Source organism: Stieleria maiorica (genome assembly GCF_008035925.1).
Lineage (GTDB): Bacteria > Planctomycetota > Planctomycetia > Pirellulales > Pirellulaceae > Stieleria > Stieleria maiorica.
In genome coordinates this window covers 1,460,963-1,484,431 of the sequence record NZ_CP036264.1, presented here as the reverse complement: position 1 = coordinate 1,484,431, position 23,469 = coordinate 1,460,963, and the positions used below count along the sequence as shown (strand labels likewise).

Annotated in this window: 18 protein-coding genes; 4 read left to right on the top strand and 14 right to left on the bottom strand. The window is 60.2% G+C overall.

Annotated features, from left to right (window positions below; translation table 11 throughout):
- The first annotated feature begins 189 nt into the window (after positions 1-189).
- Entirely contained in the window at positions 190-1,188 is a 999-nt protein-coding gene (locus Mal15_RS04850; protein ID WP_167546632.1) for a polysaccharide biosynthesis/export family protein, read from the top strand.
- On the opposite strand, the gene Mal15_RS04845 is transcribed toward Mal15_RS04850, so the two are convergent.
- The 11 genes from Mal15_RS04845 to Mal15_RS04795 all read right to left on the bottom strand — a co-directional run bounded on the left by Mal15_RS04845 (position 1,117) and on the right by Mal15_RS04795 (position 12,343).
- Positions 1,117-1,347 carry a DUF5989 family protein gene (locus Mal15_RS04845; protein ID WP_147866727.1) on the bottom strand — a complete coding sequence of 77 codons (231 nt, stop codon included), beginning with the start codon at positions 1,345-1,347 and terminating at the stop codon, positions 1,117-1,119. The two genes, Mal15_RS04850 and Mal15_RS04845, sit on opposite strands and share 72 nt — an antisense overlap.
- An 8-nt stretch (positions 1,348-1,355) precedes the next feature.
- Positions 1,356-1,748, bottom strand: coding sequence for a hypothetical protein (locus Mal15_RS04840; protein WP_147866726.1), 393 nt, complete (start codon positions 1,746-1,748; stop codon positions 1,356-1,358).
- Positions 1,749-2,504: 756 nt separating this feature from the next.
- Complete coding sequence (locus tag Mal15_RS04835; protein ID WP_147866725.1) at positions 2,505-4,238, bottom strand: carbamoyltransferase family protein; 1,734 nt, start codon at positions 4,236-4,238, stop codon at positions 2,505-2,507.
- Positions 4,235-4,810, bottom strand: coding sequence for an amino acid kinase family protein (locus tag Mal15_RS04830; RefSeq protein ID WP_147866724.1), 576 nt, complete (start codon positions 4,808-4,810; stop codon positions 4,235-4,237). The genes Mal15_RS04835 and Mal15_RS04830 overlap by 4 nt, the downstream gene beginning before the upstream one ends.
- A gap of 133 nt (positions 4,811-4,943) precedes the next feature.
- The gene (locus Mal15_RS04825) at positions 4,944-5,999 is read right to left on the bottom strand and encodes a hydantoinase/oxoprolinase family protein (RefSeq protein WP_147866723.1); all 1,056 of its coding nucleotides are present in this window, start codon (positions 5,997-5,999) and stop codon (positions 4,944-4,946) included.
- Positions 6,000-6,232: 233 nt separating this feature from the next.
- On the bottom strand, positions 6,233-7,249 hold the full coding sequence (locus Mal15_RS04820; RefSeq protein WP_147866722.1) for an ATP-grasp domain-containing protein: 1,017 nt from the start codon (positions 7,247-7,249) through the stop codon (positions 6,233-6,235).
- A gap of 12 nt (positions 7,250-7,261) precedes the next feature.
- Positions 7,262-7,582 carry a metal-sulfur cluster assembly factor gene (locus Mal15_RS04815; protein ID WP_147866721.1) on the bottom strand — a complete coding sequence of 107 codons (321 nt, stop codon included), beginning with the start codon at positions 7,580-7,582 and terminating at the stop codon, positions 7,262-7,264.
- Between the two features lie 116 nt (positions 7,583-7,698).
- Positions 7,699-9,018: a Fe-S cluster assembly protein SufD gene (sufD, locus tag Mal15_RS04810; protein ID WP_147866720.1), complete on the bottom strand. Its 1,320-nt coding sequence runs from the start codon at positions 9,016-9,018 to the stop codon at positions 7,699-7,701.
- Between the two features lie 239 nt (positions 9,019-9,257).
- On the bottom strand, positions 9,258-10,670 hold the full coding sequence (gene sufB / locus Mal15_RS04805) for a Fe-S cluster assembly protein SufB (RefSeq protein WP_147866719.1): 1,413 nt from the start codon (positions 10,668-10,670) through the stop codon (positions 9,258-9,260).
- A 95-nt stretch (positions 10,671-10,765) separates the two neighbouring features.
- Positions 10,766-11,590: a Fe-S cluster assembly ATPase SufC gene (gene sufC, locus Mal15_RS04800; RefSeq protein ID WP_147866718.1), complete on the bottom strand. Its 825-nt coding sequence runs from the start codon at positions 11,588-11,590 to the stop codon at positions 10,766-10,768.
- A gap of 51 nt (positions 11,591-11,641) precedes the next feature.
- Positions 11,642-12,343, bottom strand: coding sequence for a helix-turn-helix transcriptional regulator (locus tag Mal15_RS04795; RefSeq protein WP_199773807.1), 702 nt, complete (start codon positions 12,341-12,343; stop codon positions 11,642-11,644).
- 785 nt (positions 12,344-13,128) lie between these two features.
- Here Mal15_RS04795 and Mal15_RS04790 point away from each other — a divergent pair.
- Both Mal15_RS04790 and Mal15_RS04785 read left to right on the top strand, forming a co-directional pair.
- The gene (locus Mal15_RS04790) at positions 13,129-14,232 is read left to right on the top strand and encodes a glucose 1-dehydrogenase (RefSeq protein WP_147866717.1); all 1,104 of its coding nucleotides are present in this window, start codon (positions 13,129-13,131) and stop codon (positions 14,230-14,232) included.
- A gap of 427 nt (positions 14,233-14,659) precedes the next feature.
- Positions 14,660-16,453 (top strand): 30S ribosomal protein S1, encoded by a 1,794-nt coding sequence (locus Mal15_RS04785; RefSeq protein WP_147866716.1) that lies wholly within the window; start codon positions 14,660-14,662, stop codon positions 16,451-16,453.
- 262 nt (positions 16,454-16,715) lie between these two features.
- On the opposite strand, the gene Mal15_RS04780 is transcribed toward Mal15_RS04785, so the two are convergent.
- Positions 16,716-17,300: a GNAT family N-acetyltransferase gene (locus tag Mal15_RS04780; protein ID WP_167546631.1), complete on the bottom strand. Its 585-nt coding sequence runs from the start codon at positions 17,298-17,300 to the stop codon at positions 16,716-16,718.
- Between the two features lie 653 nt (positions 17,301-17,953).
- Between Mal15_RS04780 and Mal15_RS04775 the strand changes: the two genes are divergently transcribed.
- A complete protein-coding gene (locus tag Mal15_RS04775) occupies positions 17,954-19,666 on the top strand; it encodes a cation:proton antiporter domain-containing protein (RefSeq protein ID WP_147871849.1) in 1,713 nt (570 codons plus the stop codon).
- 280 nt (positions 19,667-19,946) lie between these two features.
- On the opposite strand, the gene Mal15_RS04770 is transcribed toward Mal15_RS04775, so the two are convergent.
- Together Mal15_RS04770 and tilS are read right to left on the bottom strand one after the other, a co-directional pair.
- Positions 19,947-22,052 carry an FAD-dependent oxidoreductase gene (locus Mal15_RS04770; protein ID WP_147866714.1) on the bottom strand — a complete coding sequence of 702 codons (2,106 nt, stop codon included), beginning with the start codon at positions 22,050-22,052 and terminating at the stop codon, positions 19,947-19,949.
- Positions 22,053-22,199: 147 nt separating this feature from the next.
- A complete protein-coding gene (gene tilS / locus Mal15_RS04765; RefSeq protein ID WP_147866713.1) occupies positions 22,200-23,285 on the bottom strand; it encodes a tRNA lysidine(34) synthetase TilS in 1,086 nt (361 codons plus the stop codon).
- Positions 23,286-23,469: the final 184 nt, after the last annotated feature.

Sequence of the window (23,469 nt, the reverse complement as noted above, 5' to 3'; positions counted from 1 at the left end):
GGCGACTCAGATTCCAAATCGCTGTTGAAGACGAAAGTCAGGACGCTCGTCGAGCAGAGTTTCGACGCTCGCCAGACGGCCCAGCGCGAGCAGATCCGGGAGATGCGAGAGAAGTTGCGTCGGGCAGAGGAAACGCTCGAGAACCGCGAGGCGATCCGAGACCGGATCATCGACCGCAAAGTCGAAGACTTGCTGTCCGAGCAAGTCGCGGACTGGCAAGCCAACACTCCGCCAGAAGACGAATTCTTTGACGTCATCGGCATCGGTGACACCGTCGCGGTCTACCTGCCGGGCATCCTGCCGATGGGCCCCGCCAAAGGGCCGCCGATTCCGCCCAACGTCACCGTGATGAATTCGGGGCGGTTGGTCACCGGATTCCCACTGGCCGTCGGCTCCGACGGCGCGATCACGCTGCCGATGGTTGACCCGATCGAAGTCGCCGGGCTGACGGTGCGTCAGGCGGAAGAAAAAATCGCGCAAACCTACATCGGCGAAGACATCTTGCGTCCCGGGAAGGCGCGTCCGATGCTGACGTTGATCCCGAAAGGAGAAGCCTCGCTGCAGTCGAATGAGCCGTCTCCGGTTTTGATTGAAAATGTGCTTGGCAGCGCATCTGCATCCCCACTTCCCACCGGTGTGGCGTCCTTCGAAGACACCTACGGCCGTCTCGACAGAGCGAGGGAGTTGGTCGCAGAAATCCGCTCGCTACAGGAGAAAGGTGATGCCTGGCGACAAACGCTCGAAAGAATGCCGGTGCAGAGCGACCAAAGTCGTAGGAATATCACTAAAGCCATCGCAAACCTTAAACCCCTCCAAGAAACCAAACGCTTTCGTCTTGAATTAGAAAGAGACTACATGGCGGATGTGATTCAACAGCTAGCAACAGAGCTTCGCTCAAAACAAGAACTATTTGAGAAAGCAAAAGCAAAGCTTGGCGTTACCGAACAACTTTTTACATCGGGAGCGACGACCTCTGCTGAGCTATCCGATGTGAAATCTCAAGCGGTACAAGCAGAGGTGGAAAACCAAAGTGCAGAGCTCAAGTACAGTCAGTACAGAAAAATTGCCAAGCGGTGGCATGAAATCGTCGGTGACGTTCTGGACGATAACGCAAAGTCAGAACAACGTGTAAATGAAGGGGGCGGCGGGGGAACTGGTGACGAAGGCCAGGACGACCAACAGCAGTAACACGACCAGGATGGGCGTCAACCACCACTTCTTGTTGTACTTCACAAACCAGATGAACTCGCGCAAGATCCCCGGATCCGATCCCTCGGCCATCGAGTCGAAGGACTTGTCGCCTTGTTCGTCTTGAGGTTGCTCGGACGGGCTGTGGGGCGTCGTCATCGTGGCGCTTAGAAGGTTCTGAAGTAGGATTCCGGTTCGGATGGCAATTCGATCGACCGCCAGTTGGACCGTGCGTCGGGATCGGATTTGCGAATCGATTTGCCGCTCAGGCGAAACCAAATCGACACCGGCGTCACCACTGCATAATAAACGATTCCCAGCACAACGATCGTGGCAGTCCAGCGGATCGGAAACGTGATCGCGTGAAATAACGCCATCAGTTTTGGCTGCGATGCCGGGAATAAATAATACACAGGCGCCAGGCCCAACGCCGCGACAACCAACCCGCCGGACAGCAGCGGCGAACCGATCGCACGCCAACCGATCCACGACAGCATCAATAATGCCGCCGCGATGGCGATCCCGAAATAGCGTTGTTGTGAGGCGGTCGGGGGGGGCATGGTGAGGTGATGATTAAAGGCGGGGTCTCAGGGGACGACAACTTAGCTGGGGATCGGAGCAGTGGCAAAACGATGGGGGCAAAACAATGAAAGAATCGTTGTGCTCAACATGTCGGTAGACCTGTCATTCTAATCCTGTTTACCACATGCCATCCCTGCCCCCAAACATTTTCCCCCGCATCATTCGGTTTCCTTACCGCGGCACGCAAATCCAAGCTTGGGCCGCTCGCTGACTGGCCTGTTGATTTAATCAGCCGTTTGGCGCGAGCCTACGGGCGACAGTGCATTTTCTTGGTATTGGAGGCCCGTACGCTTGCGCGAAACGGCTGATCCCACGTGTGATCGAATTAAATCAACAGGCCGTGACGTTTCCCGCTGGCATTTCTCTCCCATCATTCTGCCCCGAATCATTCTGCCTCCTTCCCGCTGCACGCTGCCCCATGCACAGGCCGCTCGCTGACGCTTCCCGCTGGCATTTCCCTCCCATTGTTTTGCCCCCATCGTTTTGCCCTCTTCCCGTTGTACGCTGTCCCAAGCTCGGGCCGCTCGCTCACGCTTCCCGCTGGCATTTCTCTCCCATTGTTTTGCCCCCATCGTTTTGCCCTCTTCCCGTTGTACGCTGTCCCAAGCTCGGGCCGCTCGCTCACGCTTCCCGCTGGCATTTCTCACTCATCGTTTTGCCCCCATCGTTTTGCCGCCTTCCCGTTGCACGCTATCGGAAGCATGGGCCGCTCGCTCACGCTTCCCGCTGGCATTTCATTCTGCCATCCGTCCTCTTTGCCGCTCCTTCACCAACAAACAATCGCCGACCACCAGTGCGTCCATGTGGGTCTTCATGAAGCAGCGATACGCGTCGTCCGGTGAACCGACGATCGGCTCGCCACGGACGTTGAAGCTGGTGTTGATCAGCACCGGGCAGCCGGTTTGACGGTAGAACTCCGCAAGCAGCGCTTCGAATCGCGGATTCTGTTCCTGGTCCACCGTCTGCACACGGGCCGATCCGTCGACGTGCGTTACCGCCGGCAAGGCATCGCTTTTCGTTTGGCACACCAGCAACATGTAGGGGCTGGTCTGTCTGTCGTCCAACGCAAAATAGTCGCCGACATGGTCCAGTAAAACGGCGGGCGCGAAGGGCCGGAACGATTCACGAAACTTGATTTTTAAATTCATCGTCGACTGCATGTCGCTTCGCCGCGGGTCGCCCAGAATACTGCGGTTGCCCAGTGCCCGCGGTCCGAATTCCGCCCGCCCGGCGAATCGCCCCACCACCATCCCATCGGCCAACAATGCCGCCGCCCTGCGGTCGAGCTCTCCGGTATCAGTGATCGATTCGTAAACCGCACCGTGACGATCCAGCACCGCGCGCACCTGTTCGCTCGAGTACTCCGGCCCCAGCAGGCTGCCGCGTTGCGAGTCGCACGGCAGGGGTCGCCGTGGCTTGCCGAGCAGTTGATGCCAGATGAACTGTGCGATGCCCAAGGCGCCACCGGCATCGCCGGCGGCCGGTTGAATCCAGATCGAATCGAAGGGGCCTTCGCGAAGCACGCGTCCGTTGGCGACGCAATTGAGTGCGACGCCGCCGGCCAAGCAGAGGTTGGTGGCTTTCGTCGTTTCATGAAGATGTCGCGCCGACCGCAACACGATCTCTTCGGTCACCACCTGCACCGAAGCGGCCAAGTCGCGATCCAGATCCTCGATCTCGCTGTCCCTTTGCCGCGGCGACCGTCCCAACAAACGATGGAACTTTGGCGTCGTCATCCGCAACGACTGACAATAGCCGAAGTAGTCGAGATTCAAATGGAAGGAACCATCGGCATGAATCGTCACCAAGCGATCCTTGATCAGGTCGACATACTTGGGCCGTCCGTAGGGGGCCAGCCCCATCAGCTTGTACTCACCCGAATTGACTCGAAAACCACAGTAGTAGGTGAAGGCCGAGTAGAGCAGACCGAGTGAGTGGGGGAATCGGATTTCGTCGGTCAACTCAATCGAACTGCCTCGCCCCATCCCCATCGTCGTCGTAGCCCATTCGCCGACGCCGTCCATGGTCAAGATGGCGGCCTGGTCATAGGGCGAGGGGTAGAACGCGCTGGCGGCATGCGACTGATGGTGATGACCGAACGCGATCCGCCGCCGGTATTCGTTCCCGAGCCCGCGTCGGATCTCACGCCGCAGATGCAGTTTTTCCGTCATCCACGCGGGCATCGCCTTCCAAAACGACCGGAACCCTTGGGGGGCAAACGAGAGGTACGTTTCCAGCAAGCGGTCAAACTTCAGCAGCGGCTTTTCGTAAAAGCCGACGTAGTCCAACTCGCCGGCGGTGATGCCGGCTTGGTTCAAACAAAAGTCGATCGCGTGGGTAGGGAAACTGGCATCGTGTTTCTTGCGCGTGAACCGTTCCTCTTGTGCCGCGGCGACGACTTCACCATCGACCAACAACGCGGCGGCAGAATCGTGGTAGAAGGCGGACAATCCCAGAATCGCCGTCATCGACCGGCCTCCGCGGCAAAGTTGACGATTCGAAGCGGCGGCAATTGACCGGCCAAATTCGGCAAGGCGGGATCGACGATTTGCCGTCGTGCCAGTTCGTCCAGGGACAGTGAGTCGTCGACGTCGCAGGATTTCAACAACACCAATTCATCGGCATCCGTCAGGATCGACAGCCAACCCGCGATCGCGTCGGTGGTCGTAGTCCAGTCTTCGGGCAACGGCGAAACGGACGCGGCGTGATAAAACGCATCGACGGCGACCAGATGATTCTGACATCCATTGGCCCGCTTCATCTGTGCGAAGTCCTCTGCCGTCGATTCAAGCTGCCACGGGTCTAATTGTCGTCCCAGCCACTCAAACGTCGTTCGCAACAAGCCGACACACTGCCAATGCACCCAGGTCGGTGGGCTGGGGAACATGGCGTCCAGACGACGTACCGCATCGATCAATTCTCCGCCGCCGACGATCGCGATGGTCTGCGCCGGCGGTTGCGACGCGACCCACGACTGGATCGATCCGGCAAGTGATTCTCGCAAGAGCAGGCTACCGCCGATTTTAAGGACACGTCGCATGGGGGTGAATGTGGTATTGGTCAACAAGTACGAGCCCGACGCGCACGCGAGATAAACCCAACCGAAACAATCGTGAGCCGATGGCGCTGGCCACGGGCCCCCACGGTCAATGTTGTCACCGCAGGGCCCGCGGCTAGCGCCGTCGGCTCACGCGCCGCGCCTGGCGGCGATCCTGGGCGAATAACTTTGCCATAGCATAAGCCGGGGCGCAGCGAGAAACCTGGTCTCCGAGCGTTTCGGGCAGGGAAATGATCTCGCGGCCCAGGGCGTTGTCGGGCAACAAATCGCCGCAATGCCCGCTGACAATCAGCGGCCCCTCGCTTCCCAGTGCCTCGATCGCAGCACGCACCAGATCACGCCCCCGCTGATGCACTTGGACCGCCAACTCCATCGCCGTCTCGGTCGCAAACGTTCGATGATCCAGCCCGATCATCCGAGCGATTCGGTTGGCGGCATGAAAGCTGTCGCGGGGCTTGCCATCGGCAGTGCGGCAATCCGATGCGTCACCGGGCTGAAACCCCAACAGCAATCGCACGTCGTCCATTGTCGCAAACACTTCGCGCATCACCGGAACCGCACGCCCATCAAGATCCAGATGATCGACCAGCGAGCAAACCGGCGTGCGTCCGCCGCCGAGGTAGACGAGTGATCCTTCGGCCAATCGATCGAAGTCGGTCCGACTGTTGGTGGCGATCGATCCGGCACGCAGCGGGATCAGATCCGTGGTCGTCGAACCGATGTCGACCAACAATCCGCCGGACGCCAACTGTGGGGCAAAACGCTTAGCGACCAAGTTTGCCAGCGCGTGCCAATTCGACGCGGCGACCAGATCAACGTTTTGGATCGCCCAATCGGCAGAGTGAAATCGCCCGTCGACGGCATAGAAACTCGGTGCCGGCCATTCGCATCGTTTCGCCGCCCGGCAGACTTGATCGACGATGTGCTGCACACCGGCGCCGCGATCGAGAAAACAATCCGCCAGCTCGCCCGTCATCGTCACCACCAGCTGCGCGACATCGGGATAGCGGGCGAAATCCGACTGCAGCTGGCCGGCCAAATCATCGGGCCGCATCCAGAGAGGGAATTCGACCGACGAAGCACGGCCCGCGGTGTCGGCGTACTTCAGGTTGGCCCCGCCGATATCGACCCCTAGTGTGACAGACTGCGATTCGGGGGATGGGGTTAACATGGTGGCGGGAAAGAGAGTGTGTGTGGCGTTCGGAGTGTCGCCGTGTTCTCCGAACTCGGCGCTCTAAAACCGAAGCTTTGACCCGCGCTGACCTCGGAGAGGACGGCGACTGCGGCAAACGGTAGTGGACGACGCGAGGAGTCCTCGCCGTTTGCAATTCGGAAGGACTCGTCGCCTCGTCCACTACCCGAAGACCAAGCTGAAATGGAATAGTGGAAGCCTAATCCACAGAACTACACCGTCTCGGGCGTGTCGATTTCCACCTTCCCGTCGGCGGTCCAATGGACCGAGTTGACGCTGGCCTTGCAACTGACCGGTCCGGTTTCGATATCGAACAGGCGTGCCGCCAGGTTGCCGTGAATCATTTCACGCAAACCGACATAAGAGGTTGTCAGGCGGGGATTGATTTCGACAACGCAGTCGTCGCTCGGCGATTCACCGAGAATCAGATCCAATCCGACGAATCCGCGCGCGGTGGGCGGCATCGCGGCGATGGCTCGAGCGGCCAATGCGGTGGCACGGCGTTGGGCGTTGTTGTTCAGCGGGCCGCAGCCGCCGATGTATTCACAGACGCCGTCACTGATCTCCTGGGACACCGCCGGCAGGAACGTCTGGTAATTACCGGAGGAAAGGAGCGAGATCGAGATGCTGCGGCCGGGGACCCAACCTTGCATCAGGGTGCCTTGGTTGAGCGCCTTGCGTGCTTCGCGGAAATCGTCGTAGGTCTGGATCGCCAGCGTACCGCAACCGTCGCGCGGCTTGACGACGAATCGTTCGCAGCCGGCGACCACGCCGACCATCCGTTCGTCTCCGACGGCGATATACGGTGGGTGTGCGACGCCGGAACTGTGCAACACTTGTGCGGTGAGAAGTTTGTCGCTGGCGACCCGCAAGAAATCGCCGCTGCCCGCGATCACCTCCACGCCGCTGCTGCGAAGCGCTGCGACCCCCTTGGCCATCAAACCGTCCGTCTCCGGCGCGATGATCAGCGCCGCGTCACAGTCTTTGGCCGCAGCGACCCATTGTGCCCACAGCGGCTTGCCGACATCGAACGAGACCGTCTTTGTGGCGTTGATCGCGATTTCGAATCGGTCTTCCAGCACGACCGTCGTCTCGGAGAACGCAGACAGGTCTTCCACCAGAGCGTGAAGCATCGCCTCACCCTCCTTCCTAAGCGAAGGAGGAATCTGGTCGATCGCTTGATCTGCGACGCCGCCGCCGCAGATGTATTCCCCGACGAAAACCTTCAAAGCGACAATCCCTTAAAAAATGCCCAAATGATCGCGTGCTTCGTCCGTCATGCGGTCCGGCGACCACGCCGGTTCCATCACCACTTTGACTTCACACGCATCGACTTCCTCAAGCTCTTCGGCCGCCGCCTTGGTGCCGGCGACCAACTGTGGCCCCGCAGGACACATCGGGCTGGTCATCGTCATCTCGATCTTCACATCGTGACGTCCGTCTTCTTTCTCGTCCCCAATCTCGACGACGTAGATCAGCCCCAGATCCACAATGTTAACGTATAACTCGGGGTCAATCACCTGCTTCAGCGATTCACGGACCTTGTCTTCGGCAAGTGCCATTTTTTGTTCCTTTCTCAAGATTCGGGTTTCAGGCTTCAAGTCTCAGGCCTCAAGTTCTCCGCTAAAGCGTTCTTCCCTCCAACTTGAAACTTGAAACGACCAGCTTGAAACTGGCTTCAAGCGTATTCTCTGACTTGGCGTGCAATCGCCGCTCCCAGGGCCTCCCGGACGCTTTCGATCGTGATTCGATCGAAAATCTGCTGGAAGAACCCGGTCACAATCATACGGGTTGCTTCCTTGCGAGTAAAACCGCGGCAGCGGGCGTAGAAGATCTGATCTTCGTCCACCTTGCTGGTGGTGCTGCCGTGGGTGCAGCGGACGTCGTCGGCTTCGATCTCGAGTCCCGGAATGGAATCCGCTCGGGCGTGATTGGACAGCACCAGATTGTCATTTCGCTGGTAGCCGTCGGTTTTTTGGGCCGCGGGATCGACTTTGATCATCCCGCGCCAAACCGTTCGGCTCTTGTCCTGTTGGGCCGCCTTGTACAGAAAGTCGCTGCGGCAACTCTCGGCCTTGTGGTGCTGCAGGGTGTGATAGGCCAGGTGCTGTCGGGCCTCGGTGAACATCACGCCGTTGACCTGGCTGTACGCCCCGGGGCCGATCAAATCGACCGACTGATTGACCTTCGACAACAGCGATCCCATTGCTGCGATCGTCCACTGCAACGAGCAATCGCGGTCGATCACAGCTTTTTGTTGGGCGAAGTGGTAGGTCTTGTGCCCCCACTCCTGCAGATTGACATAGCGGAGGTGCGAGCCCGGTTTTTGCACCAGTTCGATCGACCCCAAGTGCAAACCCGCGTTGCCGGCGTCGGTGCTGTTGGACTCGTGCAGCAGAGTGGCTTCGGCACCATCCTCCAGAACCACCAGCGTGTGCGTCGTGTCGGTGCCGCCGTCGGTCAGGATCGATCCGATGTGCAGCGGACGATCGACAACAACGCCGCGGGGCACATACAAGAACTGGCCGCCGGACATGAATGCCGCGTGCAACGCCGCGAACTTGTCATGGTCGGGATCGAACGCGGTGAACAGGTAGGGACGCACGAGCTCGGGATGCGACTGTGCGATCTCGGACAGGCTGCCGAAGACAACGCCCTTGGCCGCCAGGTCTTCGTCCAGCGATGCCTTGGTGATGCACCCGTCGACCGTTTCGACGCGGCCGCCCAGGTCGACGCCTTCGACCAGTTGGTGTATCTGATCGGTGTCGGCGAGCTGACAACCGGACGGGTTGAGCACGGGCAGACCGAACTTCGCCAGTTGGAACGTCCGGATATCGGTGCGAATCCACTCCTCGTGGCGGCGCTCGGGCCACTGCATCGCCTGGGCATGTTCGAATGCTTCGCGGCGCAGCGTCGTCAACCAATCCGGTTCGGATTGGCTAGCGAGCAAGGCGTCGAACCCGGCGGCATCAAAGGCGTGTGTGATGGTTTGTGACATGGAAAAATTGTTGGATTGGTTTCGATTTCTGTGTGGGTTGACGTGGCGGTCGGCCCTTCGTTTTATGTGAGCCGAAGGCGCTAGCCTCGGGCCTTGCATTTATGTGAGCCGAAGGCGCTAGCCTCGGGCCTTGCCTGGACACCGATCGCGTTTGGCACCCGCGGGCTAGCGCCGTCGGCTCAGTTGTCCGCCACACCAGGCGAGAATCCGGGAACGGCTTCGGCCGGCAAAAGCAGGTCTTACCCGACGCTGCCTTCCATTTGCAGTTGAATCAGACGGTTCATTTCGATCGCGTATTCCATCGGCAGCTCTTTGACCAGCGGCTCGATAAAACCGTTGACGATCATCGTGCTCGCTTCCTGCTCGGACAGGCCGCGGGAGAGCAGGTAGAACATCTGCTCTTCGCCGATCCGAGACACACTGGCCTCGTGACCGATTTGAACATCCTGCTCGCTGATCTCGATGTACGGGTACGTGTCACTGCGGCTTTGCGGGTCCAAGATCAACGCGTCGCAGACGACGTTGTTCTTGCTGTTGTGGGCACCGGGGTGCACCGCAACCAGACCGCGGTAGCTGCTGCGACCGCCATTCTTGCTGATACTCTTGCTGATGATTTGTCCGGTCGTGTTGGGCGCCTCGTGCACCAGCTTCGCGCCGGCGTCTTGGTGCTGGCCGGCACTGGAGAACGCGATCGACAGGATCTCGCCGCGCGCCCCGGGCTCCTTCATGTGCACGGCGGGGTACTTCATCGTCAACTTGCTGCCCAAGTTTCCGTCGACCCATTCCATGGTCGCATCGCCGTAGGCATGCGCCCGTTTGGTGACCAGGTTGTAAATGTTGTTGGCCCAGTTTTGGATGGTCGTGTAACGACAGCGTGCGTTGCGTTTGACCACGACTTCGACGACCGCGCTGTGCAACGATTCGGTGCTGTACATCGGCGCCGTGCAGCCTTCGACGTAGTGCACGTTGGCACCTTCGTCGACCAGAATCAGCGTCCGTTCGAATTGCCCCATGCTCTCGGCGTTGATGCGGAAATACGCCTGCAGCGGGAAGTCGATCGACACGCCCTTGGGGATGTAGATGAACGATCCTCCGGACCAGACCGCGCTGTTAAGTGCGGCGAACTTGTTGTCTTCCGGCGGGATGATCTTGCCGAAGTACTCGCGCAACAATTCGGGGTGTTCGCGAACGGCGGTGTCGGTATCGGTAAAGATGACACCTTTTTTCGCCAAGTCCTCTTCCAGCGAACCGTAAACGACTTCGCTTTCGAACTGAGCCTTCACCCCGGCCAGAAACTTCTTTTCCGCTTCGGGAATTCCCAGCTTGTCGAAGGTGTCCTTGATCTCTTGCGGGACATCATCCCAAGTCTTTCCCTGATGATCGGTCGGCTTGAGGTAGTAGTAGATGTCCTGGAAATCGATATCGATCGCCCCGCCCCATTTGGGCATCGGCTTGGATTCGAAGATCTCCAACGAACGCAGGCGGAACTCACGCATCCAGTCCGGTTCGTTCTTGATATCGGAGATCTGGTTGACGATCTCGCGACTGAGTCCCTTCTTGGCTTTGAAGACGCCGGTCGTCTCGGTGCGGAAATTGTACTTGTTGATTTCGCCGATTTCGGTTTTCGGTTCGGCAGGCGCGTCGGTTGACATATCGATGAGCTCCAAAACGGAGATGGGAATGATTCGTAGGGTTCAGTTTGCCGGGCGAGTTGCCGAGCGAGCTTACGCGAGCTTGCCAAGCGAGCTCACGCCAGTGCCTCTTCGGCGTCTTCGGCAAGCAGCTTTTGGTTCAGCGCTTCGGCATCCGGATAGGCTTTTCGGATGCGGTCGTAGCCGTGTTGGTGCAGCTCTTCGGCCAGTTCCTTGCCGCCGGTTTCAACCAGCCGTCCGCCCAGCATGACGTGGGTGAATTCCGGGGGATTGTGTTCGAGCAATTTGTCGTGGTGGGTGATGATCAGCAGTCCCATTTTCTGGTGGCCGATGTCCGCGATCGACTCACTTGCCAATCGGACGGCGTCGGCATCGAGCCCCGAGTCGGTTTCATCCAACACGGCAAATTTGGGTTGCAACATTGCCAACTGCAGAATCTCGGCACGTTTCATTTCACCGCCGGAGAAACCGTCGTTGACGTAGCGGCGGGCGAATTCGCTGTCCATCCGCAGATGTTCCATCTTTTCGCGAAGCTCCTTGCGGAACTCACGCATCGGAATCAACTCTTCGCCTTCCTTGCGGTCGGGGCGTCGGACGTTGGTGGTCGCGTGACGCAAGAAATCCGCCATCTTCACGCCGGGGATCGCCATCGGTCGTTGGAACGCCATGAAGATGCCCGCTCGTGCCCGTTCATCCGGCCCCATCTCCAACACGTCCTTGCCGTCCAGCGTGATCGATCCCGACGTCACTTCGTACCCGGGGTGGCCCATGATCGCCAAACCCAAGGTGCTCTTGCCGCTGCCGTTGGGGCCCATCAGGGCGTGCGTTTCGCCATGGTTGATGGTCAAGTTGACGCCCCGGAGAATCGGCTTGTCGCCGACCGACACGTGCAAGTCTTCAATTTTCAGAACGTGAGTCATTTCTATGATTGCAAAGGTGGGTGTAAAAAGGTGTTTGATCGTTCCGTCGCGTCAGTCGACTTCAGCGGTCGTGCCGTCGCCAGGTGAATTCGCGGTTGACGAATTCACCGCCGGCGAAAATTGGCAACAGGAGTCGCCATCGAGTCGGCACTGGCTCAATTGAACCGGCTTGCCGAGTGCCTCCGACAGCACCTGCTCTTCCAACCGGCACATCGAATGGTCCTGGCTGCCATCGGCCAGCGTCGGATAAGGACACGCGTTGATGTCCAAAACCGGCAACTCACCCGCCGAGATCACATCGCTGACGACCCGCCGCGACTTCAACAACCGCGACAGCACTCGCATGCGTTCTTCCAACGGTGCGTTCTCATCAAGCTGCGCCGCATACTCGCGACCCAAACGCGTCGCCACGCTACGAAGCATCCGGTTTCGCAGCTCGGGGTCTTCGATCGACAGCAGTTCCTGCCACATCGCTTCGGCCAATTCGGTCGAATCGGCTGCCGTGATCCGCTTGCCTTGCTCGGTGATTCGGTAACGGTACGTGGGCCGGCCACGACCGGCCACGACTTTCTCGCGATCGATCAAGCCGCGAGCGAGCAACCGCTCGATCCGCTGGCGGACCGCCGTCGCGGTGACGCTCAGCTCCTCGGTCAGCTCTCCGATCCCGAACAGCTCGCCGCTGCGCATCGCCAGCAGCAATTCGCGATCGACCGAGCGGATGGGACCGCTTTCCGGTGACGGCTCAGGTTTCATCGCGGGACCTGTTGGGGAGTCTGGAACGAGAAAGACGACACCCCTACTGTTGCAGCATCGACCATTTTTGACAACCATCGTTGTTTAAAAAGAACGGCAGATTCCCCGCTGCAACGCGGCAACGGGGACCTCACCCCCACTAAGACACTTGCGCCCGCCCGACTGCGACGAATCGACACCGGGGAACACGGCTGAAAACCCAGCCGGCCAGTGGGAACAGAGGGGGCGACAACCCCTCGCCCCCTGGGCTCCTGCCTGGGGACAGGCGAGAGGATTTTGGCGTTTTCGATTCCGTGAAACCCTGTTGGGATCAGCCGTTTGGCGCCAGCCTACGGGCCTCCGATAGACGCCGGGGCCTCCGATAGCCGGGGGCCCGAACGCTTGCGCGAATCGGCTGATGTCACTCGTGTTTCGTCGCTCGATGGCGGCTGTGAGTCAACCAATTCATCGCGGAATGATTTCGCGTGAATTCTGAACCACCGCAAGATCCAGATTTTGCGCCGCCCATGCTCCGCCTCGCGCTGCCGGCCGGGTGTGGCAGGAGCCACACGGGAAGCGCGTTCCCAGGCCGGAGCCTGGGAACGAGGGCGACCACACAAGAGACGCGTTCCCAGGCCGGAGCCTGGGAACGAGGGGCAGAGGGCCTGGCGGGCGAAGAAGCGATCGCGCCCCCTGACCCCCGCCCCGTCCGATTGCTACGATTTCGCGTCCGCCGCAGGCCATCTTAGCCTCGGCGGTGAATCTCCCCGCTCAATGCCTCCCCCCTTTTGACCTAGTAGATACCGATGAAAGCTGTCGCGGTTACCCCGGGCACCCCCAATAGCGTTCACCTGACCGAAATCGAAGAACCGTCGCTGGATCAGTTCCCCGATGGCAAAGGGGTGCTGGTCAAGACCCTGAAGGTCGGGGTGGACGCGACCGACCGCGAGATCAACGAGGCGCTGTACGGCAACGCGCCGCAGGGCGACGATTTCCTGGTGATCGGCCACGAGTCGTTCGGCATCGTCGAAGCGGTCGGTCCCAACGTCCGCCGCGTCAAACCGGGCGACTACGTCACCGCGACGGTCCGTCGACCGGGCGGATCGATCTATGACGTGATCGGGACCAACGACATGACCAGCGAGGAGACGTACTACGAGCGTGGGATCAACTTGCGTCACGGCTTCATGACAGAGAAGTTCGCCGACGAGGAGGAGTACATCGTTCGGGTCCCCGAGGGGCTGAAGCATTTGCACGTGCTGCAAGAACCGATGAGCTGTGCGGCCAAGGCGGTCCAACAGGCCTATGAGGCTCAGCACCGCATGAAGGTCTGGCGGCCGCGTCTGGCCTACGTGCTCGGGTCGGGCCAAATCGGCTTGCTGACCACACTGATCCTCAAACTTCGCGGCCTGGACGTTTACACGCTGGCCCGCGGAGAAGCCCCGAACCTGAAAAGCGAAATCGTCACCGGCATGGAGGCCAACTATGTCAGCACCCGCAAAACGTCGCTGGACGAACTGGTCGCCAACACGGGCAAACCGGACTTGATCGTCGACGCGACCGGCAGCAGCAAGTTGGCGTTCCAGGCGATGCAACACGTCGGGCACAACGGCGTGGTGGTCTGGACCAGCATCACCGGGGGCGATGAAAACATCGAAATCCCCTCCGACAGCGTCAATTTGAATTGGGTGCTGGGCAACAAGTTGCTTCTCGGCAGCGTCAATGCCAACCGCACGCACTTCGAGAGCGGCATCCGAGATCTGGCGCTGGGCGACATGATGTTCCCCGGCGTGCTGGACAAAATCCTGACCCACCCGGTCGACGGAATGGACAACTACCAGGAGATGATGCGGTTGTTGGTCGAGGACAAGGACGCTTTGAAGGTGTTTGTGGATATCGCCGAAGGCTGATCGGCCCGGAACGATCCGCGAATACCGAAAAATGCTGTTGTGGGGGTCCTCGGGGTCTGGTAGGCTTCCCCGCTACGATTTTTCGGGCATGTTGCCCGACCCTGCGCCTGGCGTGTGCAGCCGGTCGGATCGCGTTCGATTGAAGTTTTTCAATCGAAGTTTGATTGAATCCGACCGCCGCAATCGCCAGCTTTCGCCGTGACCTTCCATCACTTAGGGACGGCGTCCGCAGCGGATGTCATTTCACTCCTCCAACCCACGAATCTGTCGCCGCGAACTCCAGACCGCCCTCCAACTGCGGGACGTTTGACGGCAGAAGCCTCTTTTGCCGCGGCGTCATGCTTCGCCGCGCTCCCCGGCCGAACCTGCTCGTTCGGCTCGCCGGCATCTCCTGGACTCATCAACAGATTCCGAATCGGAAAATTTCATGGTCAACCGCAATCTGATCCGTTCCCTCGAAGACGACGACATGCTCAACGATCTGGCCGTCATGGCGCCAGAGGAGGAGACGGAGGATTGGCTGCTCGATTTCCTGCAGCACGCCGAGCAGCAAGAATACGCCCAAGGGCGAATCGTTGACGGCAAAATCGTTGAAATCAACGACGAATGGGCCCTGATCGATGTCGGCTTTAAAAGCGAAGGCACGGTCAACCTGAACGAATGGGGCCCCGACGAAACCAAACCCAAGGTCGGCGACACCGTCCAGGTCCTCATCGAGGAAATGGAAGACAACTACGGGGCTGCCGACGACCCCTACGGAATGATCGCGCTGAGCAAGAGCAAAGCGGAAAAGATCATCGAGTGGGAACACATCATCAAGAAGATCGGTGAAGGCCAGGTCGTCACCGGTACCGTGATCCGCAAGATCAAAGGCGGTTTGCTGGTCGACATCGGCGTCAACGTCTTCCTGCCGGGCAGCCAAGTCGATATCCGACGCCCCGGCGACATCGGCGATTTCATCGGCCGCGTGATCCAAGCCGAAGTCTTGAAGATCGACGACACCCGCCGCAACATCGTCATCAGCCGACGTTCGCTGATCGAAAACCAACGCGAAGAAGACCGCGCGTACCTGATGCAGGAACTCGAGGTCGGACAGATCCGCAAGGGGATCGTCAAGAACATCGCCGACTTCGGTGCCTTCGTGGACCTGGGCGGTATCGACGGCCTGCTGCACATCACCGACATGGCTTGGGAACGCATCTCGCACCCGACCGAAATGGTTTCAATCGACCAAGAAATCGAAGTCAAGGTGCTGCACATCGATCGCGAAAAGCAAAAGATCGCGCTCGGCTTGAAGCAAAAAGACCGCAACCCGTGGGAAAACATCGAAGAGAAGTATCCGGTGGATTCCAACCACGATGGCGAAGTCGTCAACGTGATGAGCTACGGTGCGTTCGTCAAACTGGAACCGGGCATCGAAGGCCTGGTGCACATCAGCGAGATGAGCTGGACCAAGCGGGTCAATCACCCCAGCGAATTGGTCAACATCGGCGACAAGATCCAGGTCAAAATCCTGGGCGTCGACCCCGAAGGCCAGCAACTGTCGTTGGGCATGAAGCAGACCCAAAAGAACCCCTGGGACGACGTGTTGGAGCGTTACCCCGAGGGCACCGACGTGACCGGAAAGGTTCGCAACCTGACCAACTACGGTGCGTTCATCGAACTCGAAGAAGGTATCGATGGACTGCTTCACGTCAGCGACATGTCCTGGACCCGCAAGATCGGTCACCCCAGCGAATTGTTGGAGAAAGGCCAAGAGCTGCAGTGCCGTGTGTTGAGCGTCGACGAACAACGTCGCCGCATCGCGTTGGGACTGAAGCAACTCGATAACGACCCCTGGGATGGCGACATTCCGGACAAGTACCAGCCCGGCCAACTGGTCAAGGGCAACGTCACCAAGATCACCAACTTCGGTGTCTTCATCGGCCTGGAAGACGGCTTGGAAGGCTTGCTGCACATCAGCGAACTGGCCGAGCACAAGGTCGAAAACCCGGAAGAAGTCGTCAAGGTCGGCGACGAGATCGAGGTCAAGGTGCTGCGTGTCGATACCGACGAGCGAAAGATCGGCCTGTCGCTCAAACGAGTCGACTGGGGCGAAGAGCAAGAACGTGCCGCGGCGGAAGCCGAAGCCGCCGAAACCGGCAGCATGCCCGCCCAAGAAGGCGACCTGAAGGGCGGCCTGGGAAGCGGCGAAGGCCCACTGTTCCCGACCGGCGGCTGATCGCAGTCTGCCGACAGGGAACGCCACGCGTCCTGTTGATCACCAACGATGAAAACGGAGCCGACAGAATCGGCTCCGTTTTTTTATTGCCCCGTTCAAACGCAGTGGCCGACCTGCTGCTAACCTTCCGCGCCGACTTAAGGTCTGCCGCCGGACTCCGCGCAACTTATCATTCTGCCCCGCATCATTCAGCCCTCCCTCGCCTGACTCCCATCGAAGGCGAGTTGCCCTCTCGGATCCTTGGCTGGGTGACATCCGTGGGTTAATCCGAAGCCGACTCCCGCTCCAACGATTCAACCGCGGCCAGATGCGCCAGCGCCAACCGATATCCCCTCCGGTCCAGGCGAAACTGCTCGATCCGCCGCCCGCGGCTGCGAATCAAATGGGTCAACCAGACGATCCAGTGCATCTGATCTCGCTGGAACCCCAGCTTTTCGATCACCCGACGACTGCGGTGATTGGAGGTAAAACACGAGGCGAAAATCAACAGCTTGGGATCCTCCTCAAACAACTGGTCGAACAGCAGCGTGAGCGCTCGGGGCATGATGCCCTGTCCCCAGTGAGACTTGGCGAGATTCCAGCCACATTCACACGCGTTGAGCCGGGGGTCCGGAGCGGGTCCGAAATGCTGCATCACGTGTCCGACCATAACATCGTCGACCAGAATCGACGTGCAACGAAATGACATGCCGAGTCGGTCAGGCGGGGCATCCAGCTTGCGGGCAAACGATTCCGGAGTCTCGCTGCGGCGGGGACGGTACTGGTGCAACAACACGTCCGGGTCGCGCCGCAGCGCAAAGATCGCTTCGATTTCCCGCCGCTCGGTCGGCTTGATGATCAAAGCCACGCGATGATTCCTCCAGACTCGTAGGCCCGATTCTGGCATTCCGCCGCAATTCAATGATCTGTTTCGCCCCGTAGCGGAAGCCCGATGCATAGCGGAAGCCGCCAATGCGTTCAGCTCCCTGCCAGCTCGCGCCATGCCGGCCGAAACTCTAGGCGGTCTGTTGATTTAAACGTTTTCGATAAGTGAACAGGAAGCGACAAGCACGAAGCGCAAGCGGGCGATCGATTTAGTGAGCCGATGGCGCTAGCCGCGGGTCTAGCGGTGCCAGCATCGCCCTTCGAGGCCCGTGGCTAGCGCCATCGGCTCACGATTGTTTCAGTTGCGATTCATCAACAGGCCATAGGCGAGTTCCACTTCGGGAGAGACGAAACACTCGGAGCCGATCCATTCATCGTAGTTACTCGGTCGAGGAGGTGCCGGCGCGCTGAGGTATCCGCTGGCCGGTGAAGGCCTTACATTGGGGGCTCACCGGACTTCGGGGACGCACTCAACACCACAGGGGCGCATCGGGGCGGAACACACCAGTGTGCGGGGGATCCGCCACTGGCCGGGGGTGACCCACCTGTGTCACATCGTTTGTTGGCTTATCGGCGAGGACCGCACCATTGTTCCACAACTCCGTTAATCTTCACCTAGAAGATCCGCTGCTGAACATGGCGACGGTGCTGGTGACCGGAATCGTCGGCGGCGAAATCTTCGCACTGCTCCGCATGCCCAAGGTGACCGGCTGGATCGCGACCGGCATCGTGCTGCGCTGGCTCGCGCTGCCCGGCATGAACACCGAAGTGGATCCGAAATGCCTGGATCGCTTCTTGCCCTACATGCACTTCGTGCTCGGATTCATCGCGTTCACCGTTGGTGCGACGCTGTATTTCGCCAGTCTGCGGAACACCGGAAAACGCATCGGGCTGTTGTTGCTGGGCGAGACGTTGGTGACACCGGTGCTGGTCGGCGCGCTGCTTTATTTTGCCGGGCCGCTGCTGCCCGGCGGCGATTCGATGACGACCCAGGCCGCGTTGTTGCTGGCGGCAATCGCGATCGCGGGGGCTCCCGGGACGACGGTCTTGGTGATCCAGGAAGCCCGGGCACGGGGCATTTTGACACGCACCTTGTTGGCGGCGATCGGTTTGATCGACATGGTCGCTGTGGCCGTGTTTGTGTTCATCACGACCTTCTTGGGCGCCCAAGCCGGATGGTCCGATGCGTTGCAAAGCGTGGTCGTTCAATTCGGCATCACGCTGGCGATCGGCGGCGGCTGTGCCCTGATCGCGATCGCGTTGACGCGGATCATCGTCAGCCCGGCATTTCTGGGACCGACGATCGTTGCCGCGGTGCTCGGCTCGTGGGGCTTTGCCGCCGGTTTCGGCACCTCCGGCGGGATCCTCGCTTGCACCTTTGCGGGCATCGTACTGACGAATTTCCAACACGACCTGGTTCGTTCGGGCGAAGCCTATTTACAAACCATCGGCGGCGCGCTGTTCGCTCTGTTCTACACCTTTGCCGGCATGCGACTGGATTTCGGCCTGGTCCCCAGCGCCGCGGCTCTGGTCGGACTGTATTTCTTCGCTCGCCTGGCCGGAAAATGCATCAGCGCGTTTTCGGCCATGTCTTTGGCCGGCGTGACGGCCAACGTGCGCGGCTACCTGGGCATCGCGCTGCTGCCACACGGCGGCGTCGCGGTCGGCTTGATCCTGTTGGTCTCGGGCGAGGACTCCGGTTTCAGCGAGGAAGTCCGAACGATCGTCAACACGGTCGGATTGTCCGCACTGGCGATCAACCAATTGCTCGGCCCGAGCGCGACACGGTTCGCCCTGTCACGAGCCGACGAAGACCACAAGGACCGCCCACGACTGCTGGACTTCCTGCAAGAACATCGCATCACCGTGGGGCTGTCCGGAAGCGATCGCGAAGGCACGATCCGACAACTGGCGTCGCAGCTGTACGCGACGTCAAAGATGCAAATCCCACAGGAGGAGTTTGTCGCGCGGGTGCTGGCTCGCGATGCCGAACTGTCAACCTACTTGGGACAAGGGCTGATGATCCCCCACGCGATCCTGGACGACGGGGAGGGCGACGAGATTCGTGGCGTCCTGGGGCTCAGTGCCGAAGGGCTGAAATTCGACACCTTTGACGACCGCCGCGTCCACGCCGTATTGCTGCTGGCGACGCCGGAGATGGAACGCAGTCGTCACCTGCAAGTGCTGTCGGCATTCGCGACCGCCATCACCCGTGACGCCAACCTGGTCGAACAACTCTATCACGCCCGCAGCGCCGCCCACGCCTACGAAGTCCTGCACGCCGACAAGCACGCCGATATCAACTACTTCCTGGAAGACGCCGCCGATCAAGCCGGCCTGCGGCCGTAAGTCCCCACCGGGTACGCCGGCCCTTCCGGGCCGGCGCCCGTAGGGCTTTGCACGACGACCTAAAAAGGAGGTCGTACAGCCGATCAACCCTGTACGACGGCCCTTCCGGGCCGTCGCGGAGAGCCGCATGGACGACGGCCCGGAAGGGACCGTCGTACAGTCCTCCACGTAGGACATTCCTTCCGGGTTGCCCTCTTCTTCAGTCCCCGGCTGAACCCGCAGGGTTCAAACGACGGCCCGGAAGGGCCATCGTACAACACCCGACCAGCACAGCCGCCCATCACTCGCTCCCCTTCACCGGCACGAATCGAACGGCATCGATGATCACGTAACCATCGGTGGCATCGTTCGTGATCACAACGCGGGCGGGGGTGCCGGCGTCAAAACGGTAGCGTCCCAGCGAGGCGAAGGTGTCCTCGACCGCCGGCTTACTCCGCTGATTGAGCGTTACCGATTCAGTCCCCTCGGCATGGGCAATTTGGACCGGGACATTGCTCGCGCGGTTGTTGTTGACGGGATACGCGATTTGAACGTCATACGTCCCGGCGTCCAACGCGACTTCGAACGTCGCCGTCGACTGCCCCTTGTTTGCATTGCCATCATGCAGGTAGCCGGCCAGAAAATGCGGGTGATTGGCTTGGCTGGATTGCCACGAACCGTCCAGTTTCGCGGCAACGTTGTCCAACACGATCCCGGAAAAATCACCCGGACGAAGTGCCGCGCCGCTGCCCCCGCCGCCTTCGTACTGCAGCACTTGCCCATCGGCTTCCAGTCGCTCTTTCAAGTCTTCATAGCGAACGTCCTGAACGGCAGACCCACCGTCGATCGCCAGCACGGCCGCTGTCGCGGCGCTTTGGCCCAGGATCATAAAGACCGGTTCCATCCGTATCGAACCGAACGCGATGTGCGAACTGGACACGCAAACCGGAACCAGCAAATTGGTGCAATCAGATTGTTTCGGGACCAGGGAATCGTACGAGATCTGGTACGGGCCGCCGGTCGACACGCCGATGTCACCTTCATTTTGGACGTATCCCTCCGGCGTGATGTAGCGCTGAACATTGTGCGAATCGATCGAATAGGATCCCATGCCGACCGACTTCGGGGTGGGCCGACGCTTTTGAAGTTCGTTCTCGGTCATCACGTACTTGCCGATCATGCGACGCGCTTCACGGACGTAGATCTGGTGTGGCCAGTTCCCGTTGTCGGTGAATTCATCCGCCGCCAAGCCCCACGATTGCATTGCCGTACGAATCTCGTCGGGAACCCGCGGGTCGGTGGTGTGAAAGTAGAGCCAGCCTTTTTGATACGTTTCATGTTCGCGAATGATTTCGCGGCGACGCTCGTAGGAGGCTTCCGGATAGTCATAGTTGAACCCGATGTTATCCGTGCTCATCGGCCCGTGATTGTTCGTATCGGTCTTGCGATTGGGGATCGGGTCGAACTTGCGGAACGTGTCCTGCCAACCGGCTTGATAGATCCGTGCGAGCAACTCGTACTGTGACGGATCATATCCCTCCGGCTCGGCAAACGGGACGCGGTTTTCCGGGTGATCGGTCAAGCACATCCGAAAACAATATGCCTGGACACGATGATCGGCGGCCCCTTTTTCCCCGGGGGGATCAGCGCTGATTCGCGGCAGAACCCCACTGCTCGGATCGCCGGGGGTCTTGTAGGGGCTGATCGGCGGCAAATTGCCGAAGTGATGCTGGTGGTGCAACACACCGGTTTGCACGCCGTTCCAATTCTCGCCGTACTGCTCCACAGACTCACGCCCGACGTGATAGGGCACACCGGCGGCGGCCAGCAAATCGCCTTCGTAGGTCGCGTCCAGAAACACCTTGGCCTGGTACGTCTGGCCGCCGAGCATGCGAATCGACACGATCCGTCCGTCGACCACTTCGACGCCGGATTGGCGATCGAGCCAACGGTCGCGATGAACCGGAATCGCATATTCCGCGATGTAGTCTTCGAACACCTTCTCGGCGACGTGGGGTTCAAAGATCCATTGGGTCCGGTTTTCACCGTCGATCGCCCGATTGCCTTGCCCTTTGTTGCCATAGCTGTCACGGGTCTGCCACTGCCATGATTCCGGCTTTTGGTATTCCAAATAGATCCGGTGATAGAAGTCGCGTGCCAGGCCGCCGATCACTTCTTTCTTTCCGGTGTCGGTCCATCCCAAACCGCCGCTGGAAAGACCGCCCAGGTGTTTGTCGGGGCAGACGATCACCACCGACTTGCCCATCTGTTTGACCTGCACGGCCGCGGTCACCGCCGCCGACGTCCCGCCATAGATCACGACGTCTGCGTTGGTCGTTTCGTCGGCGGTCGCCGGCGTGAACGTCACGGCCAGGATCAGCCACGACAGAAAGTATTTTGTCTTCATTTAGAGATTAGGTTTAGTTGGGGCGATGACATTAGCGATGCCTTCCACAGTCTAACTGCGAGAGACGGTAGATGTGGATCGTAGCGGAAGCCGCCAAGGCTTTCGCCACGAGACCGCAGGGTTGGCCGAAACTCTTGGCGAGTTCCGCTACGGAAATACGGGGTCGCGACGGACGAAGACGACCGCTTCCTGATCCCGTCGCACGTCGACGGCACCGGGCAAGGTCAGCGCGTCGGGGCCGCCGCCGTAAAGCATCTCGACGACCCGCGTCCAGTGGTGTTGCCCCATGTCACGCAGCGGCCACCCCGCGCGGTGCCAACAACGGCGCAGGGCCTCGATCGCAACGGCTTGCTCGGCCGGCGACGCGGCACCGGAATCCTGTTCCCAATCACGGCCCGGCATGCCGCCACCGCCGATCCGATCGAGACGCCGCAGCGTCAGCGGGGCTTCACGGACCTGCTGGTCCTCGATCCAGCGATCGATCACCGACTGCAGGGCGTCTTTCCATTGTCGCTGGCCTTCGACCGCGCGTGCGATTGCCGTCACGGCGTGGGGGAACTGCGTTTCCATCGCGGGCAACAATTCGTTTCGGATCCAATTCCGCCGATAGGTATTGGATTGATTCGACGCGTCCTCTCGCCAAGCCGCATCGATCGATCGCAGGGCGCCGCGAATCTGGTCGCGACCGAGGGAGAGCATCGGTCGTGCGATCACAAAATCGCTGTCGGAGGGATGCTCGCTGAACGGACGAAAGGGAGCGACGCCCGCCATCCCCAGCGGCCCGGTGCCACGCATCATCCGGTACAACACCGTTTCGACGTTGTCGTCGCGAGAATGCCCCAGGGCAAGGTAGCGGGCGCCGTATCGGCCCAACAGGTTGCGAAAAAATGCCCGGCGGTGATTCCGCGCCGATTCCTCGTCCCGCGCCGCCGCATCGCCACACTCGATCTCGACGGCCAGGCCAAACTGATCGGCCAATCGCCGGACGAAATCGGCATCCCCGTCGGAGGCCTCGCCGCGGAATCGGTGATTGAAATGAGCCACAACGATGAACCCCGACGGCGGCGTGGTGCCTGCCCGCGGACGTGTGGCTTCTGCGAGACACCGCAGCAGCGCGACGCTATCGGCTCCCCCGCTGCAGCCGACCACGACGCCTACGTCCCGATATCGCGACACCGGCCATGCCGATTCGATTGCGTCGCAGAACTCTTGCCAGGGACTCGGATTTGTCATCGAAACGCGGGTAAAAATACGAGCCTCGCAAGGCGTCCAGACGAATTGCTATTTGTAAAAACCATCCCAAACCGGGCGACCCGATCGACTCCGCCCCAACGACAAGCCCCGGCGATTCCAGCCGCGACGGCTGCCCAGCCAACCACCCACGGCGCAGGGAAATTTGGTAGGATCTTCCTCGAAT